This is a genomic window from Methylobacterium goesingense, assembly GCF_022179225.1.
GTDB lineage: Bacteria > Pseudomonadota > Alphaproteobacteria > Rhizobiales > Beijerinckiaceae > Methylobacterium > Methylobacterium goesingense.
Genome location: NZ_BPQL01000065.1, coordinates 23810 through 39929, shown reverse-complemented (window position 1 = coordinate 39929; position 16120 = coordinate 23810). Strand labels below are relative to the sequence as shown.

Here is a 16120-nt window from a genome sequence, read left to right as displayed (position 1 = left end):
GCGCTCGGCCGAGCGCCTGGCGATGCCGCCGCTGCCCGATGCCGTCTTCGTCGAATCGGTCAAGCAGCTCGTCAGCGCGGACCGCGACTGGATCCCGTCGAGCGAGGGCGGCAGCCTTTATCTGCGCCCCTTCATGATCGCCAGCGAAGTGTTCCTCGGGGTCAAGCCGTCATCGGAATACCTCTACCTCGTCATCGCCTCGGCGGTGGGTGCCTACTTCAAGGGCGGCTCCGAGACCGTGACGGTGTGGGTCTCGCGGGACCAGACCCGCGCGGCCCCCGGCGGCACCGGTGCGGCCAAGTGCGGCGGCAACTACGCCGCCAGTCTGCGCGCGCAAGCCGCGGCCGTGGAGCACGGCTGCGCCCAGGTCGTGTTCCTCGACGCGATCGAGCGCCGCTGGGTCGAGGAACTCGGCGGCATGAACATCTTCTTCGTGTTCGACGACGGCTCGATGGTCACCCCGCCGCTGAGCGACACCATCCTGTCGGGTATCACCCGCGACTCGATCCTGACCCTCGCGAAAGCGGACGGCCTCACGGTCGCCGAGCGGCCCTATTCCATCGACGACTGGAAGGCGGATGCCGCGAGCGGACGCCTGCGCGAGGTCTTCGCCTGCGGCACCGCCGCGGTGATCACCCCGGTCGGGACCGTGCGCAGCGCGGACGGAGAATTCTCGGTCTCGGACAACGTCGCCGGCCCGGTGACGAAGCGCCTGCGCTCGGCGCTGGTCGACATCCAGCGCGGCAACGCCCCCGATCCCCACGGCTGGGTCACGCGCGTGTACTGAGCCGGCCCCGGGTCCGGCTCAGGCGAGCCAGGGCTGGGCCGCGAGGTGCCGGGCCTGGAACGCCTGGATCGCGTCCGCGTGGTCGAGGGTGGCGCCGATCGCATCGAGGCCCCGAACGAGGTGATCCTTGCGCCGGGCCGGGATCTCGAAGTGCTGCACCACGCCGTCCGCGGTGGTGATGGTCTGGGCCGGCAGGTCGATCGTCATGCGGTTGCCCGCCGGGTCGCCGGCCCGGGCCGCGAGTTCGGCGACGGCTTCGGGCGCCAGTTCGATCAGCAGCAGGCCGTTATTGGCGGCGTTGTCGGCGAAGATGCCGGCGAAGCTGGTGCCGACGACTGCGCGGATGCCGCACTGGAGCAGGCCCCAGACCGCGTGCTCGCGCGACGAGCCGCAGCCGAAATTCGGGCCGACCACGAGGATGCGCGTCTCCCGCCATTCGGGCCGGTTCAGCACGAAGTCCGGGCGCATCTGTCCGGGGCCGGCATGGCGCAGGTCGTGGAAGACGGCCTCGCCCAGGCCCGCGCGGTCGATCCCCTTGAGGAACTGCTTGGGCATGATGACGTCGGTGTCGATGTTGGCGCCGGGCAGGCCGGCGGCCGGGCCCGCGACGATCGTGAAGGGCTGCATGCTCAGGTCTCCGGCGGGAAGCGGTCTTCTTGCGCAAAGCGACGACTGTCGGTGAGGTGGCCGGCGATGGCCGCGGCCGCCACCATGGCGGGGCTCATCAGGTGGGTGCGCCCGCCCGCGCCCTGGCGGCCCTCGAAGTTGCGGTTGGTGCTGGAGGCGCAGCGCTCGCCCGGCGCCAGCACGTCGTCATTCATGGCGAGACACATCGAGCAGCCCGATTGGCGCCATTCGAAGCCGGCATCGCGAAAAACCCGGTCGAGCCCCTCGGCCTCGGCCGCCCGGCGCACGCTGGAGGAGCCGGGCACCACCATGGCCTGGACCCCGGGCGCGACCCGCCGGCCGCGCACCAGGGCGGCGGCCTCGCGCAGATCGGAGAGCCGGGCGTTGGTGCAGGAGCCGATGAAGGCGCGCTGAATCGGGATGGCGGCGAGGGACGTCCCCGGCGCCAGATCCATGTAGGCGAGCGCCCGGACCATGTCCCGGCGCCGGGCCGGATCGGGCTCGGCCGCCGGATCGGGCACGCGGCCGCCGACCGGGCCGGCCTGATCGGGGCTGGTGCCCCAGGTCACCATCGGCTCGATCGCGGTGGCGTCGAGGGTGACCTCGCGGTCGAACACGGCGCCGTCGTCGCTGTGCAGCGTCGCCCAATGGGCGCAGGCGGCGGCCCAGAGTTCACCCTTCGGCGCGCGGGGCTTGTCGGCGAGGTAGTCGAGCACGGTCCGGTCGGGGGCCATGACGACGCCCCGGGCGCCGCACTCGACGGCCATGTTGCAGATCGTCATGCGGCCCTCGACGGACATGGCCGCGACCGCGGGCCCGGCGAACTCGACGGCGTAGCCCGTCGCCCCGTCGGCGCCGATCCGGCGGATCAGGGCCATGACGACGTCCTTGGCGGTGACGCCCGGCGACAGGAGGCCCGAGACCGTGACCCGCAGGGTCTTCATCCGGCGGTACACCAGGGTCTGGGTGGCGAGGTAGTGCTCGATGTCCGAGGTGCCGATGCCGAAGCCGAGCGCCCCCAGCGCGCCGTAGGTGGTGGTGTGGCTGTCACCCGCCGCCACGATCATGCCGGGCAGGACGAAACCCTGCTCGGGAGCGACCACGTGCTCGATGCCCTGGAGCGGATGCAGCACGTCGAGGAGTTCGATCCCGAAATCCCGGCAATTCGCGTCGAAATAAGCCACCTGCCGCGCCCCGCCGGGATCCGGCATGGCGGCGACGCGCTCGGCCGCCGTGGGATTGACGTGGTCGACCACCGCCAGGGCGGCCTCGGGCCGCCAGACCCGGCGCCCGGCGGCGCGCAATCCGCTGAAGGCCTGCGGGCTGGTGTACTCGTTGAGCACCGTGCGGTCGATGTAGAGGAGGACGCTGGCTCCGGGGCCTTCGGCGTCGTCGAGGCGGCGCACGGTGTGGGCGTCCACCAGCTTGTCGTAGAGGGTGCGGGCCTGCATCGGTCTAGGTCTCGGGCTTTGCCGGGGCGTGCGGACCAGAAAGCCCGGATTTCCGGCCGAGGCCAATGCCGTTGCGGCATGAGACGATGCCGAACCCGGCCGATTGACCCGTGCGCGCGGGCCTCGCATCCTGCGCCCCGCCGGCCCCGCGGGGCGAAGGAAGCACCGACGCAATGGATTCCGCCTGGCTGGAGGACTTCCTGGCCCTCGTCGATGGCGGCCACTTCTCCCGGGCCGCCGAGCAGCGCGGCATCACCCAGCCGGCCTTCAGCCGGCGGGTCCGGGCCCTGGAGGACTGGGTCGGCAGCCCGCTCTTCGACCGTGACAGCCAGCCCGTGAGCCTGACCCCGGCGGGCATCCGCTTCCGCCCGGTGGCGGAGGAGACCCTGCGGCGGCTCTACCAGGGGCGCGAAGCCGCCCGCGAGGCCGGGCGGGCCGCCGCCGAGACCCTGCGCTTCGCCGCGACCCAGGCCCTGTCGCTGACCTTCTTCCCGCACTGGCTGCGGACGCTGGAGGCGCGCGAATCCCTGAGCGCCACGATCCACCTCACGGCGGCGCACATGGCCGCCTGCGAGCAGGCGATGCTGCGCGGCGAGGCGCAATTCCTGCTCTGCCACCACCATCCGGCGGCGGCGAGTTTCCTGATGTCGGACCAGTTTCGCGGCTTGCCCGTCGGCGACGACCGGTTGCTGCCCGTGAGCGCGCCGGCGCCGGGCGGGACGGGACCGCTGTTTTCCCTATCGGAGACCGCCGACGCCCCGGTCCCCCTGCTGAGCTTCGGCGCCGAGTCCGGGATCGGGCGCATCCTCACGGCCACCCGGGCGCTGGAAGGGAGCCTGGACGGGAGCGCGGCGCGCCTGACCCCGAGCTTCACCTCGCACCTCGCCTCGGTGCTGGTGGCCATGGCCCGCGACGGACGGGGCCTCGCCTGGGCGCCGATGAGCCTCGTGGCCGACGACCTCGCCCGCGGCACCCTGGTGCGGGCCGCGCCCCCGGACCGGGACATCGCCATCGAGATCCGGCTCTACCGCGCCCGGGCCCGCCAGAGCCCGCCGGCCGAACGTCTCTGGGCGGCGGTGGCGGGCTCTGGCGGGTGAAGCTCAGGGCAGGACGGCGCGCCGGTCACGCATCGCGCCAGGCGGCGAAGACCGCCGCCTGCCCGGCCACGGACCCGTCCGGTCTGCGCAGTTGCCAGACCACGCCATCCTCGATCCAGAAGCGCCGGCCGGAGCGCGCGATCCGGACGCCGCGATACCCGGTGGCGAAGCCGTCGCGGGCGACCGCGTCGAGGAGGCGCTGGCGCGCGGCCCGCTCCGGCGCCTCGGCGGAGAGGCGCGAGGGCAGCCCGACGATGGCGTCCCAGTCATATTCGAAGCAGGCCTGCGCCGTCCGGTTCGCGTAGATGAAGCGGGGATCCGCCCCGCCATCGTGGGCGAGGAGGGCGAAGGGGGCCCGCGCGTAGAGCCAGGCCGCATCGGGCGGCGCCGGCACCAGCGGCACGCCGACGACGGCCCGGTGGCTCTCCACCACGAGCCGGAGGAAGCCGGGATCGCCGGCCAAGCCGGGGCCGGGATGCGGTTCGTCGCTCATCGCACCTCGCGAGACGTTGCACGGGACATCGTCGGGGCCGTCAGGGTCCGGCCTTGATCCGCTCCACCAGCGCCGGGTCGGCATAGCCGTCCGGCACCAGCCCCCGCGCGGCCTGGAAGGCGCGCAGGGCCGCCCGGGTCCGGGGGCCCGGCTTGCCGTCCGCGGCGCCCGGCGCGAACCCGAGTTCGGCGAGCCGGGCCTGCAGGCCCTTGAGGGCGTCCGCGCTCAGCATCGCGTCGCCCCGCGGCCAGTCCCGCTCGAAGGCGGGGGCGCCGCGCAGGCGATCCGCCAGATGGGCCACCGTGAGGGCGTAGGACAGGGCGGTGTTGTAGCGCAGGATCATCCGGAAGTTCGGCTGGAGCAGGAATGCGGGCCCGCGCGCCCCGGCCGGCACGATCAGGACCGCGCCCGCGCCGTCGTCGGCCGGCGCCTGGACGGGCGTGGCGCCCAGCGCGCGCCAGGCGGCGAAGCTGCGCTCGGTGGTCTCGTCGGCGAGCGCGTAGTCGAAGCCCGGGTTCAGACGCGCCTCGCTGCCCCAGCGCTCGCCCGGCCGCCAGCCCATGGCCGTGAGGTAATTGGCCGTGGAGGCGAGGGCATCCGGGACCGAGGTCCAGATGTCGCGCCGCCCGTCGCCGTCGAAATCCACCGCGTAGGCCTGATAGACGGTGGGCATGAACTGGGTGTGGCCCATGGCGCCGGCCCAGGAGCCGGTGAGGGGCTCGGCCGGCGGCCGGTCCTGGGCCAGGATCTGGAGCGCGGCCACCAGCTCGCCGCGCCAGTAGGGCGCGCGCGGCGTCGGCGTGCAGGCCAGCGTCGCCAGGGAGCGCAGGACGGGGCGCACGATGCCGGGATCGTCGAGGACGCTGCCATAGGTGGATTCGACGCCCCAGAACGCCACCAGGATGTGACGGTCGACGCCGTAGCGCGCCTCGATCGCCGCGAGGGTGGGGGCCCATTCCGCCAGCTTGGCGCGGCCAGCCGCGATGCGCGCCTCGGTGAGGTTGGCGTCGAGATAGGCCCAGATCGGCTTGACGAACTCCGCCTGGTTCTGCGTGGCCGCGACCACCTCGGGATCGACGGGCAGGTCCGTCAGGCGCGCGGCGATCGCGGCGGGCACGCCCTGGACCTGGGCCACGCGGGCGATTTCGCCGAGGCAATCGGCGGGCGCGGACGCCTCCGGACCGGCCGCGGGGACGGGGACCGGAGACGGGGTCTGAGCCGGGGTATCCGTCTGCGTCAGCGGCGTGCCGATGGCCGGCCCCACGAGAGCGAGGCTCAGCAGGACGGCTTCGAGGCGAAGGGTTCGACGGCGACACCGCATGCAGCTTGTCCTCTCGTCCGGCGGTTTGGCCGCGCGAACGCCTCGCGCGGCGAGGGACCGGACACGGGCGACGGTCGGGGATCGGGTACGGTCCCGTCAACCGAGCCTTTGCGCGCACCGGAGCGGGACGAGACTGGGGGGCCTGTTGCCAGGGGCGGGATGCCGAGGGCAGAAGCCGTCAGGCACGAACATCGCACCGAACGCCGCGACGCCCGACCGCGAGAGGACATCCCCAATGCTGGTCGCCCTGATCCTCTTCCTGGGGGGTGCCGCCGTCGGCCTCTACAGCCACGTGATGTTCGCCTTCGGCCTGTCCGGCGTGGTGCTGGCGCTCTCGCTCGTCGCCTGGGTGGTCCGGGGTGAACTGACGCTCGCCGGCATCCTGGTGCTCTTCGCCCACCTCGCGGCCCTGCAGGCGGGCTACCTCCTGGGCGCCTACCTGCGCGCGCGCCGGCCGATCCGCTGATCCGGCCTCGGGTCGATCGGAGCGGCCGAGCCGGCGCGGGACGCGCCGCTCACCAGAACCAGACCGGCTCGTGGCGGAGCACCAGGATCGGAACCCACAGGAGCAGCGCCGTCCCGCACAGGATCAGGATCAGGGACAATGACGGCTGCCGGCTCAACCGGGCACAGAGTGTTCTGAAACGGGACATGCTTGCTGCGATCCAGGACATTTCGGACGTGTCCCGGGGTTGGACTGCAGGCTGCGGGCCGCCGTCCCGGCCAACGCTGGCCGACATCTGTCCCGGCCGCGATGGGGACGCGAAGCGTGCAACGAAGACACGGTGGTCCATCGGTTTCGTCAAAGTGACGGGGCAGGCCTCAAGCAGAACCAAAATTGCCGCAAAGAGGCTCGACTCACCGCAACGTTTATAGCCTTGGTCCGCCAAGGGGTCGCGTTCGTGCAGTGCGCCAGCCCATGATGGGCGCGGCGCGCGAGGGAGTTTTGAGAATGATCGGCAGTGGGTATCGGGCACCGTGGTTCGCGGCGGCCCTCGCGGCGCTCGCCTGCATGGCGGGCCGCGCGGATGCGGCGCAATGCGGCAACACCGCCGCCGGCTTCGAGTCCTGGAAGCGCGAATTCTCCGACGAGGCCCGAGGGCGGGCGAGTGCCGCGAGCCTCGCGGCGCTGATGGGGACGACCTACTCGACGGCCACCATCTCGGCGGATCGCGGCCAGAAGAGCTTCAAGCTGTCGCTGGACCAGTTCCTGGCCAAGCGCGGCGGCAACACCATCGTGTCGCGCGGACGGGCCCTGAAGGCGAAGAACGCGGCCCTGTTCGACCAGATCGAGCAGCGCTACGGCGTGCCGCCCGGCCCCCTCCTGGCGATTTGGGGCATGGAGACGGGCTTCGGCGCGGTGACGGGCAACGTGAACACCCTCTCGGCGGTGGCGACGCTGGCCTACGATTGCCGGCGCTCGGCCTACTTCACCGACCAGCTCTATGCCGCGCTCACCCTGGTCGATCGCGGCGTGCTGAACGCGGGCACCCGGGGCGCGGCCCACGGCGAGGTCGGCCACACGCAGTTCCTGCCCAAGAACGTCCTGACCTACGGCGTCGGCGGCAGCCTGGACAATTCGAGCAACGCCCTGAATTCCACGGCGAACTTCCTCAAGGGCCATGGCTGGCGCGCGGGCGCCGGATACCAGCCGGGCGAGCCGAACTTCGCCGCGATCCAGGGCTGGAACGCCGCCTCGGTCTACCAGCGCGCGATCGCGCTCCTCGGCCAGCGCATCGACGGGCAATAATCGCCAAGAACCGACGGCCAGGAAACATACCAAGAAACATAGGCGAGGAAACACAGGCGAGGAACCGGGGGCACGCGGGCTGCCCCCGGCGGGACGATCACGGAGCGACGGCGGCCATGTCGTCGGTGCAGAGCATGAGGTCGGTGGCCCGAGCCACAAGGCCGGCCATGATCCGCTCGTCCTCCGGTGCGCGCGGGCTGGCCGCCAGGCGCGCGGCATCCTGCTTGAGGGTCCGGTTGCACCCGCAGCTGGGCAGGCCGCCATCCGGCGTGCAGGCATCGTGCTTGCGGCAGGCGGCGTCGAGGGCGTCGACGGGCGCGACGTCCATGCCATCGTTGCCGGGTCCGCAATAATGCCCGTGCACGAGGAGGGCAGGGCGCGGGGTCTGGTTCGGCGGGGTCGCAGGTTCGGTCACGGAGGGCTGGCCCGGGAGGGGCTGGGCAACGGCGAGCGAGGCGTCGAGAGTCAGGGCTCCGAGGAGCAGGGCGCAGGTCAGCAGCCGCATCGGATATCTCCGGCAGGTTGGGCGGGTCGGATATGAGCGGATAGGGCCGGAAGGCCCGGGATTCGCGGGATCGCCGCAGTCGACGGCTTGCCGCCACCGGGGCACCGTCGCGTCAGCTCACGGCGGTCCGACCGAGCCAGTCAGGCGCGCGCAATTCATCATCGTGGTGTCCTGCACGAAGGCGAGGCGGAACGCAGTCTTGCCGCGCCGCCGTCCGGTTGAGCCCCTCGAAGCAGACAATGCTATCGAAACCGTCGCGTTCCCTAAAAAGTGGCGGTCCGCGCCGTCACGAATCCGCGGCGCAGGTCTTATGAATCAGGCAGCGCGGTCGAGATCCGCCGGAAGAGCGAGGCCCGCGCGCGAAGCAGCGGCGAGAATCTCCACGATCAGGGCGACGAGTTGGTGCCCGTGATAGGGCGTCCGCAGGCAGAGCGCGCCCGGCACCATCGGGCCGGACTCGAGCCGGCGGGGGGAGCGCGCGGTGTAGACCACGCCCACCGTCGGATCGAGGCAGCGGGCGACGTCCGCCAGCGAGAGACCGTCCACCGTGTCGCGGACATCGGCATCCGTCACCAGCACGTCGACCCGGCGCTGGCCGGGCTGGGCGAGAAGGAGGGCTTCGACCTCCCCGGCGGTGCGTGCCCCGATGACGTCGTAGCCCGACATTTCCAGGCAACTCGTCGTGATGCAGCGGGTCAGCTCGTCTCCGGCGAGGAGAACCACGAGCGGTTGGCGGGACACGGCCTGCATGGCGATTTTCCTGGGTGAACCGATGTCGAACGCTTCGGCTTTCTAGTGGACGATAGTCCGATCGTAGAAATCGGCGGGTTAACGCGTCCTTAAACAACCGGTTTCACCGGGCAATATCTTTTCTGATCGCAAGCTTCCAAGATCGACAATTTAGGGCAGATGCACACCGTATCAGCATCGGAGTGCCTATAAAGAATGCCGATCCCGCAATGACTGCATCTTGATTGGATTTCGTCCGCGCTCGTGGGCGGGGGCCAGGTATTGGGTGTGCCAAGCCTGGAAGACGAGGCGGCCCGGGTAGGCGGACGGCCCCGGAGGCCAGCCGTTTCCGAACGTCGTCGCGCGCGCCGCCGACCCCTGGGAAGGCCCGCAGGCGGATCGTTCGGCCATCGCGACGAACGGGAGAACAGGCTTTCCCATTCCAGCCGAAAAAAGCCGTTCGGTTCCTTTGACGCCGTCCTCCGTCCAGTCGATGCTGTCGATCGAACGGCCCAGCAGAGCACAGGCACAGATCTTCGACAGTCATCATGCCTTCGTGTTCTCGCTGAGTTTTGTATTCAGTTCTCCAACTCAGGATCTACGCGCGCTGATTCTTGGCGCCGGATCCGCATGCGTGGGTGTCATCATGAGCGTTCAACCGTCGAACCGCCACAGCGACGAGCCGATCCGCTTCGCCTACTGGGTGCCCAACGTCTCAGGCGGCCTCGTCATCAGCAAGATTGCCCAGCGCACGAGCTGGGACGCGCCCTACAACCGGCGCCTCGCGCAGATCGCGGAAGCGGCCGGGTTCGACTACGCCCTGACGCAGATCCGCTTCACCGCCGGCTACGGGGCCGAATACCAGCACGAATCCGTCGCCTTCAGTCACGCGCTGCTGGCCGCCACCTCGAAGCTGAAGGTCATCGCCGCCCTCCTGCCCGGCCCCTGGAACCCGACGCTCGCCGCCAAGCAGATCGCCACGATCAGTCAGCTCACCGAGGGGCGCATCGCCATCAACGTGGTCTCGGGCTGGTTCTCGGGCGAGTTCCGGGCGATCGGCGAGCCGTGGCTCGATCACGACGAGCGCTACCGCCGCTCGGAGGAGTTCATCCGCGCACTACGGGGCATCTGGACCCAGGACAACTTCACCTTCCGGGGCGATTTCTACCGCTACAGCGACTACACTCTGAAGCCCAAGCCCGCCGATCCGCAGCCCGAGATCTTCCAGGGCGGGTCGTCGCGCGCGGCGCGCGATATGGCGGCCCGGGTCTCGGACTGGTACTTCACCAACGGCAACACGCCCGAGGGCATCCGGGCCCAGGTCGACGACATCCAGGCCAAGGCGCGGGCCAACGGCCACGCGGTCAAGGTCGGGGTCAACGCCTTCGTGATCGCCCGCGACACGGAAGCCGACGCCCGCGCGGTCCTCCAGGAAATCATCGACAACGCCGATCCGGACGCCGTGAAAGCCTTCGGGCACGAGGTGAAGAACGCCGGCAGGGCGTCGCCCGAGGGCGAGGGCAACTGGGCCAAGTCCAGCTTCGAGGACCTTGTCCAGTACAACGACGGCTTCAAGACCAACCTGATCGGAACACCGGACCAGATCGCCGAGCGCATCGTGGCGCTGAAGGACGTCGGCGTCGATCTGGCCCTCCTCGCCTTCCTGCACTTCCAGGAGGAGGTCGCGTATTTCGGCGAGCACGTCATCCCGCGGGTCCGCGCCCTGGAAGCGGCGCGCGCCGAGCGAGCGCAGGCGGCCTGAGCCGAGCCGCCTCCGCTTTCCCGCCTCCCCGATCCGGAGACACCGCATGACCATCGCCGTCAGCCCCAATATCGCCGTCGACCCGAACCCGCGCGACACCGAGCGCTGGCCCGCCGGGGCGCCCGGCCCAGCGCGCGCCGCCGAGCCAGCCCACGTCATCCGCGACGCCGCCGAAGCCCTGCGCGTCGCCCACGCCCTGGCGGACACGTTCCGGGCCGGCGCCTCCGAGCGCGACCGCAGCGGGCGCCGACCCCTGGCCGAGCTCGACGCGTTCTCCCAGAGCGGCCTGTGGTCGATCAACGTGCCACGGGCTCATGGCGGACCGGGACTGTCCTACCGGACCCTGGCGCAGGTCATCGCCATCGTATCGGCGGCCGATCCGTCCATCGGACAGATCGCCCAGAACCACCTCGGCATCGTGGCGTCGATCGATACAGTCTCGGACGAAGCCCAGAAGGCCCTGCTGTTCGGGCTCGTGCTCGCCGGTACCCGGTTCGGCAACGCCTTCTCGGAGATCGGGACGCCCCGCGCCGCCGACTTCCGGACCCATTTCGTGGAGGACGGCGACCACGTGGTGGTGCAGGGCACCAAGTTCTACGCCACCGGCGCGCTCCTGGCCCACCTCGTGCCCATCGTCGCCCTCGATGGAGAGGGCCGGGCCTGGTACGCCATCGCGGAGCGCAATGCGCCGGGCCTGACGGTGATCGACGATTGGTCGAGCTTCGGCCAGCGCACCACCGCGAGCGGCACCGTGCAGATCGACGGCGTGCGGGTGCCGAAGTCCCATCTGGTGCCCGCCTGGAAGGGCTACGCGCGCCCCAGCGCCGACGGGGCGATCTTCCAGATCATCCAGGCCGCCGTAGATGCGGGCATCGCCCGGGCGGCGCTGGCCGAGACCATCGACTTCGTGCGCACCCGGTCCCGCCCCTGGATCGACAGCGGGCTGGAGCGCGCCTCCGACGACCCCCACACCATCCGCATCGTCGGCGACCTCACGATCCGCCTGCACGCGGCCGAAGCCCTGCTCGACCGGGCCGGCCTCGCCCTCGACGCCGCCGTGGCGGACCCCGATGCCGACACGGTGGCGGCCGCGCAGCTGGCGGTGGCGGAAGCCAAGGTGCTCACCACCGAGGTGGCGCTCAGCACCACCAACACCCTGTTCGAGCTCGCCGGCACCCGCGCGACGCTCGCCGAGCACAACCTCGACCGCCATTGGCGCAACGCCCGCACCCACACGCTCCACGATCCCGTGCGCTGGAAATACGCGATCATCGGCAACCATGCCCTCAACGGCGTGAACCCGCCCTTCCACGCCTGGAGCTGACGGGGAGATCGCACGGGGGGGGGCGAGGGCGCCCCCCGTGCGGCCTCCGGGTTTGGCCTGCGGCCCGGCACGAATTGTCGCGACCCGGCAGATCATGCCTCTCCGCGACCGCCGGAGGATCCCACAAGAAACTGATAAATAAGGATAAAATCCGCGACCCCGGATGGCGCCCTTCTTGCCCGAAGGAGGCAGGATCACGCGAGCGACCCCGATGACCATTTCCAGCGCCAGCCTGTTCGGCAACGGGCCTGTCACCCGGCCGGCGGGCATCGCCACGGCGAAGGCCTCCGACAGCCAGGCCTCGGTCGATACCCAGGGCGACTTCCTCAAATACGCGAAGATGTCCCCGATGGATCGGATGCGCGCGGGCATCCTGAAGAGCATGGACCTCACGGAGGAGCAGCTCGGCGCGCTGCCACAGGACGCGCGTCAGAAGATCGAGGACCAGATCAAGGACAGCATCAGGAAGATGGTCTCCAACGAGGGTCCGAAGGGGCAGCTGATCGACATCTCGGCGTGAGGCCACCCCTGCGTCGTCCCGGCTCGGACAATCACCGCATCCCCGGGTTCGACGGCCTCCATCCCGATCGAGAATACGCGCCGCGATCGCAACGGACGTCCGGCCCTTCGATGGTCCGTTAACCCGCCGCTGAAACAGTACCGGCTCCGGCCACCCGTTATCGTCGGGGCCCGGAGCGGATGACACGGCCGGACGGACGGATCAGTGAGAGCAACCTACCGTCTTCCAGCGCCGTCCTGCGCCGAATCCTCCTCCGCCGACCGTTCGGCCTTCGACAATCCCGCGATCCTGTGGCTGCTCGTGGTGTTGGGCCTCTACACCCTCTATCCCCTCGCCGACTTTCGCGCGGCGGTGGAGCACCTGCGCCTGCCTGATTCCGACGACGCCATGCGCCTCGTCCAGATCCGCGACCTCCTGGCGGGGCAGGGCTGGTTCGACATGGTCCAGCACCGGCTGATGCCGCCAGGGGGCGCCAGCATGCACTGGTCCCGCCTCGTCGATGCGCCCCTGGCCGGTCTGATCGGCCTTGCCACGCCCTGGCTCGGCCGCCCGATGGCGGAGGGGCTCGTGGTGGCTCTCTGGCCGCCGACCCTCTTCGCGGTCTATCTCCTCATCGTCTACCGCGCCGTCCGTTCCCGCTTCGGCGTTCGCCCGGCCCTGCTGTCCCTCTTCGCCGCCACCCAGGTCGCGGGGCTCGGGACACTCTTCGCCTTCGGACGGATCGACCACCACAACGTCCAGGTGCTGCTCGTCCTCCTCCTCGGATGCGCCCTCGCCGAGTCCGGGCGCAGCGTCCGCGCAGCCGTCGTCGGCGGTCTCGCCACGGCGGCCTCCCTGGCGGTCGGCCTGGAAGCGCTGCCCGTGATCGTGATCGGCGGTCTCTTCGTGTTGGGCGGCTGGATCGTTGCGGGACGAACGAGCCTTCCGGCGTTTCGGGCGTTCACCCTGACCCTGGCGGGCGCAAGCCTCGGCCTGTTCCTGATCCAGACCAACCCGGCCCTGTGGGCGACGACGCAATGCGACGCGCTCTCACCGCCGTGGCTCTGGCTGACCGTGGGGTCGGCGGCCGTCGCATCGGGCGCCACTGTCCTTGCCGCACGGCTCGGCACGCCGCTTCGCCGCGCCGGTTTCGCGACCGCGTGCGGTGTCGTCGTGGTGGCTGTCTTCGTGTCCTTCGCCCCGCGCTGCCTGTCGGGGCCCTTCCAGGGCCTGCCGGCGTTCGTCCGGACGGAGTGGCTCGACCGCGTTCGGGAAATGCAATCCTCGCGCAGCCTCCTGGCAACGCTTCCGGACGTCGCGCTCGCCTGCTACGGGCCCCTGCTTCTGGCCGGGCTGGTGGCGGCGCACGCGGCCCTGCGCGGTCGCCCGGAGGTCCGGCGCGCCGCAGCCCTGACCGCCGCGTTCCTTCTCTCCGGCTTCGTGCTGGCCCAGTTCCAGTTCCGCAGCCTCTACATGGCCGCAGCCTTCATTCCACCGGTCGCCGGCCCCCTCTTCAGCCACACGGTCACGCTGCTGCGCGGCCCCGCTCCCGCATGGCGACGCATCGCGACCGCGAGCCTGGCCTGCCTGCTGATCGCGCAGGTCTGGATGCTGCTCCACGCGCCCTTCAGCGGGAGCGCGCCGGAGAGCGCGGCCCCGGCGCCGGCCGGACCGGGTTGCGGCACGGACCGGTCCCTGGCCGCCCTCGACATACTTCCGTCCGGCCTCATCCTGGCCGACCAGGATCTGGGCCCGTCGATCCTGCTGCACAGCCATCATGGCGTCGTGGCAGCCCCGTATCACCGCGCGATCACGGGGCTGATCGCCGCGGTCGAAGGGCTCTCCGGCGACGAGGCGACCCTGAAGCGGACGCTCGCCACCTCCGGGGCCACCTATCTCGTGGTCTGCGCTCCCGGCACGACGAGCAAGGACCCCGCGATGGCTTCGTTCGCCCGCCGGCTGGCGGAGGGCACGGCGACGGCCCCGTGGCTCGAACGCCTGCCGCTCGCCGGGACGCCGCTCGCCGCTTGGCGCGTTCGCCTTGCCGGGCAGGGACCGGGCGCGTGACGCAGGTCTCCACGGCGATCCGGCCCGCGCGAGCCCGCCCGTGAGCCGACCGGCGCATGGCAGCTTTACGCCAAGCGGGACTACTCGGGCCCGGGCCGAAGGCCCACCTCGGAGTGATCGTTCCCGTCGCGGCACGCGGCGAAGCAGATTTGAACCCGGGAATCGGAACCGTGGATATCGAGACCGCCAAGATGCTGGTGGGAGCCGCCCTCGTGGTGGCTATCGGCGCCTTCTCCGTGCTGACCGTGGGCGGGATGGTGCGCGCCATGGTGGCCGACCTGCGCGCCGGACGCGCCGCGTTGCGCCGCGAGACGGTCTCCGATCCTCGCTGACGGGCGGTCGCGGCCTCCTCAGCGGGGTTGGCCAGCATGGGTGAGCTGGGCTTGGTACGGAATCTCCCCCTGGCCGTCGCGCGCCCGTGATCCATCTTCCGATGATGAATGCCCTTCCGCAGAACTGCATCGACACCGGCCCGGCTCGGATCGCGGTCGCCGCGCGCGCAGTCTCCCGCCGCGCCGCCGAGCGGGCCGACGGTCTCGATCGGGACGGCGGGTTTCCGGCCGAGGATGTCGCCGACGCCCATGCGGCGGGCCTGCTCACTGCGCCGCTGCCGGTTGCACTCGGCGGGGCCGGCCTCGATGCGCCCCATCGGGCGCCGGTCCTGGCCGATCTCCTCGCTCAGATCGGACGCGGCAGCCTGGCCCTCGGCCGGCTCTATGAGGGGCACGTCAATGCCCTCGCCCTGGTATTCCGCTACGCCGAGCCGGCGGTAGCCGAGCGCCTGGCCGCGGATGCCCGCGCCGGACACCTGTTCGGCGTCTGGAACACGCAGCCCCAGGCCGGCGGCCTCAGCCTTGAGAAAACCGGCGGCCTCAGCCTTGAGAAAACCGGGGGCCTCAACCTTGAGAAAGCCGGCGGCCCTAGCCTCGATCCAGCGGGTGAATCCTGGACCCTGGCGGGGGTGAAGTCCTTCGCCTCCGGGGCCGGGGCGGTGACCCGGCCCCTCGTCACCGCGCGCCGGCCGGACGGGCGCCAGCAGATGCTGGTGGTGGACCTGGAACCCGGTACCCGCGCCGACCTGTCCGGCTGGCGGCCCCAGGGCATGCGCGCCTCGACCTCGGGCATCCTCGACTTCACCGGCCTGCCCGCGGGCCCCGGCAGCTTCGTCGGCGGCCCCGATGACTACTTTGCCGAGCCGCACTTCTCCGGTGGTGCCTGGCGCTTCGCCGCCGTGCAGCTCGGCGGCATCGAGGCGGTGTTCGACGCCCTGCGGACGCATCTCCGGGCCACCGGGCGGGGCGGCGACCCGCATCAGGCGGCCCGCCTCGGCGAGGCCGCGATCGCGGTGGAGGGTGCGCGCCTCTTCGTCGGCCACGCGGCGCGGCTGGCCGCCGACCCGGAGGCGGAGCCCGACCAGGTGATCGCCTACGTCAACCTCACCCGCCTCGCTGTGGAGCGGGCCGGGCTCGACGTGCTCGAGCGGGCCCAGCGCTCCGTGGGGCTGGCGGGCTTCCTCAGCCCCCATCCCCTGGAGCGCCTGGCGCGGGATCTGGCCACCTATCTGCGTCAGCCCGGGCCCGACCGGGCCCTGACCAGCGCGGCGGCCCATGTCCTTGCGGAAGCGCGGCCGGCCGACATGCTCTGGCGCAACCCCGCCGGTGTGCCTATTCCTGACGAGGCTCCGGCCGCTCTGTAGGCGTAGACCTCC

At 71.3% G+C, this 16120-nt stretch carries 17 protein-coding genes; 10 read left to right on the top strand and 7 right to left on the bottom strand.

Features of this window, described 5'->3' with window-relative positions; all coding sequences use genetic code 11:
* Positions 1-787, top strand: a 787-nt coding sequence (locus MFF30_RS12355) for a branched-chain amino acid aminotransferase (RefSeq protein ID WP_238279720.1), incomplete at its 5' end; no start/stop codon positions are given.
* 18 nt (positions 788-805) lie between these two features.
* Here the strand turns inward: MFF30_RS12355 and leuD are convergent.
* Together leuD and leuC are read right to left on the bottom strand one after the other, a co-directional pair.
* On the bottom strand, positions 806-1414 hold the full coding sequence (gene leuD / locus MFF30_RS12350; RefSeq protein WP_238279719.1) for a 3-isopropylmalate dehydratase small subunit: 609 nt from the start codon (positions 1412-1414) through the stop codon (positions 806-808).
* A gap of 2 nt (positions 1415-1416) precedes the next feature.
* The gene (gene leuC, locus MFF30_RS12345) at positions 1417-2865 is read right to left on the bottom strand and encodes a 3-isopropylmalate dehydratase large subunit (protein ID WP_238279718.1); all 1449 of its coding nucleotides are present in this window, start codon (positions 2863-2865) and stop codon (positions 1417-1419) included.
* 173 nt (positions 2866-3038) lie between these two features.
* Here leuC and MFF30_RS12340 point away from each other — a divergent pair, with 173 nt between their 5' ends.
* Positions 3039-3962: a LysR family transcriptional regulator gene (locus MFF30_RS12340; protein ID WP_238279717.1), complete on the top strand. Its 924-nt coding sequence runs from the start codon at positions 3039-3041 to the stop codon at positions 3960-3962.
* 25 nt (positions 3963-3987) lie between these two features.
* Here MFF30_RS12340 and MFF30_RS12335 read toward each other — a convergent pair whose 3' ends face one another.
* On the bottom strand, positions 3988-4455 hold the full coding sequence (locus MFF30_RS12335; RefSeq protein WP_238279716.1) for an MEKHLA domain-containing protein: 468 nt from the start codon (positions 4453-4455) through the stop codon (positions 3988-3990).
* A 40-nt stretch (positions 4456-4495) separates the two neighbouring features.
* A complete protein-coding gene (locus MFF30_RS12330; RefSeq protein WP_238279715.1) occupies positions 4496-5776 on the bottom strand; it encodes a lytic murein transglycosylase in 1281 nt (426 codons plus the stop codon).
* A gap of 235 nt (positions 5777-6011) precedes the next feature.
* On the opposite strand from MFF30_RS12330, the gene MFF30_RS12325 reads away from it, so the two are divergent.
* The gene (locus MFF30_RS12325) at positions 6012-6242 is read left to right on the top strand and encodes a hypothetical protein (RefSeq protein WP_238279714.1); all 231 of its coding nucleotides are present in this window, start codon (positions 6012-6014) and stop codon (positions 6240-6242) included.
* Positions 6243-6291: 49 nt separating this feature from the next.
* On the opposite strand, the gene MFF30_RS12320 is transcribed toward MFF30_RS12325, so the two are convergent.
* A complete protein-coding gene (locus MFF30_RS12320) occupies positions 6292-6429 on the bottom strand; it encodes a hypothetical protein (protein ID WP_238279713.1) in 138 nt (45 codons plus the stop codon).
* Positions 6430-6728: 299 nt separating this feature from the next.
* On the opposite strand from MFF30_RS12320, the gene MFF30_RS12315 reads away from it, so the two are divergent.
* Entirely contained in the window at positions 6729-7526 is a 798-nt protein-coding gene (locus MFF30_RS12315) for a lytic murein transglycosylase (protein WP_238279712.1), read from the top strand.
* A gap of 97 nt (positions 7527-7623) precedes the next feature.
* Here the strand turns inward: MFF30_RS12315 and MFF30_RS12310 are convergent, their stop codons facing one another.
* Both MFF30_RS12310 and MFF30_RS12305 read right to left on the bottom strand, forming a co-directional pair.
* On the bottom strand, positions 7624-8031 hold the full coding sequence (locus MFF30_RS12310) for a phospholipase A2 family protein (RefSeq protein WP_238279711.1): 408 nt from the start codon (positions 8029-8031) through the stop codon (positions 7624-7626).
* 315 nt (positions 8032-8346) lie between these two features.
* The gene (locus MFF30_RS12305) at positions 8347-8781 is read right to left on the bottom strand and encodes a response regulator (protein WP_238279710.1); all 435 of its coding nucleotides are present in this window, start codon (positions 8779-8781) and stop codon (positions 8347-8349) included.
* A gap of 625 nt (positions 8782-9406) precedes the next feature.
* On the opposite strand from MFF30_RS12305, the gene sfnG reads away from it, so the two are divergent.
* From sfnG to MFF30_RS12275, 6 genes are all read left to right on the top strand, one after another.
* Positions 9407-10522, top strand: coding sequence for a dimethylsulfone monooxygenase SfnG (gene sfnG / locus MFF30_RS12300; RefSeq protein WP_238279709.1), 1116 nt, complete (start codon positions 9407-9409; stop codon positions 10520-10522).
* A gap of 46 nt (positions 10523-10568) precedes the next feature.
* Positions 10569-11846 (top strand): SfnB family sulfur acquisition oxidoreductase, encoded by a 1278-nt coding sequence (locus MFF30_RS12295; protein ID WP_238279708.1) that lies wholly within the window; start codon positions 10569-10571, stop codon positions 11844-11846.
* Between the two features lie 211 nt (positions 11847-12057).
* On the top strand, positions 12058-12366 hold the full coding sequence (locus tag MFF30_RS12290) for a hypothetical protein (protein WP_238279707.1): 309 nt from the start codon (positions 12058-12060) through the stop codon (positions 12364-12366).
* Positions 12367-12570: 204 nt separating this feature from the next.
* Positions 12571-14412: a hypothetical protein gene (locus tag MFF30_RS12285; protein ID WP_238279706.1), complete on the top strand. Its 1842-nt coding sequence runs from the start codon at positions 12571-12573 to the stop codon at positions 14410-14412.
* A gap of 170 nt (positions 14413-14582) precedes the next feature.
* Complete coding sequence (locus MFF30_RS12280; RefSeq protein WP_238279705.1) at positions 14583-14744, top strand: hypothetical protein; 162 nt, start codon at positions 14583-14585, stop codon at positions 14742-14744.
* Between the two features lie 101 nt (positions 14745-14845).
* Positions 14846-16108, top strand: coding sequence for an acyl-CoA dehydrogenase family protein (locus MFF30_RS12275; RefSeq protein ID WP_238279704.1), 1263 nt, complete (start codon positions 14846-14848; stop codon positions 16106-16108).
* Positions 16109-16120: the final 12 nt, after the last annotated feature.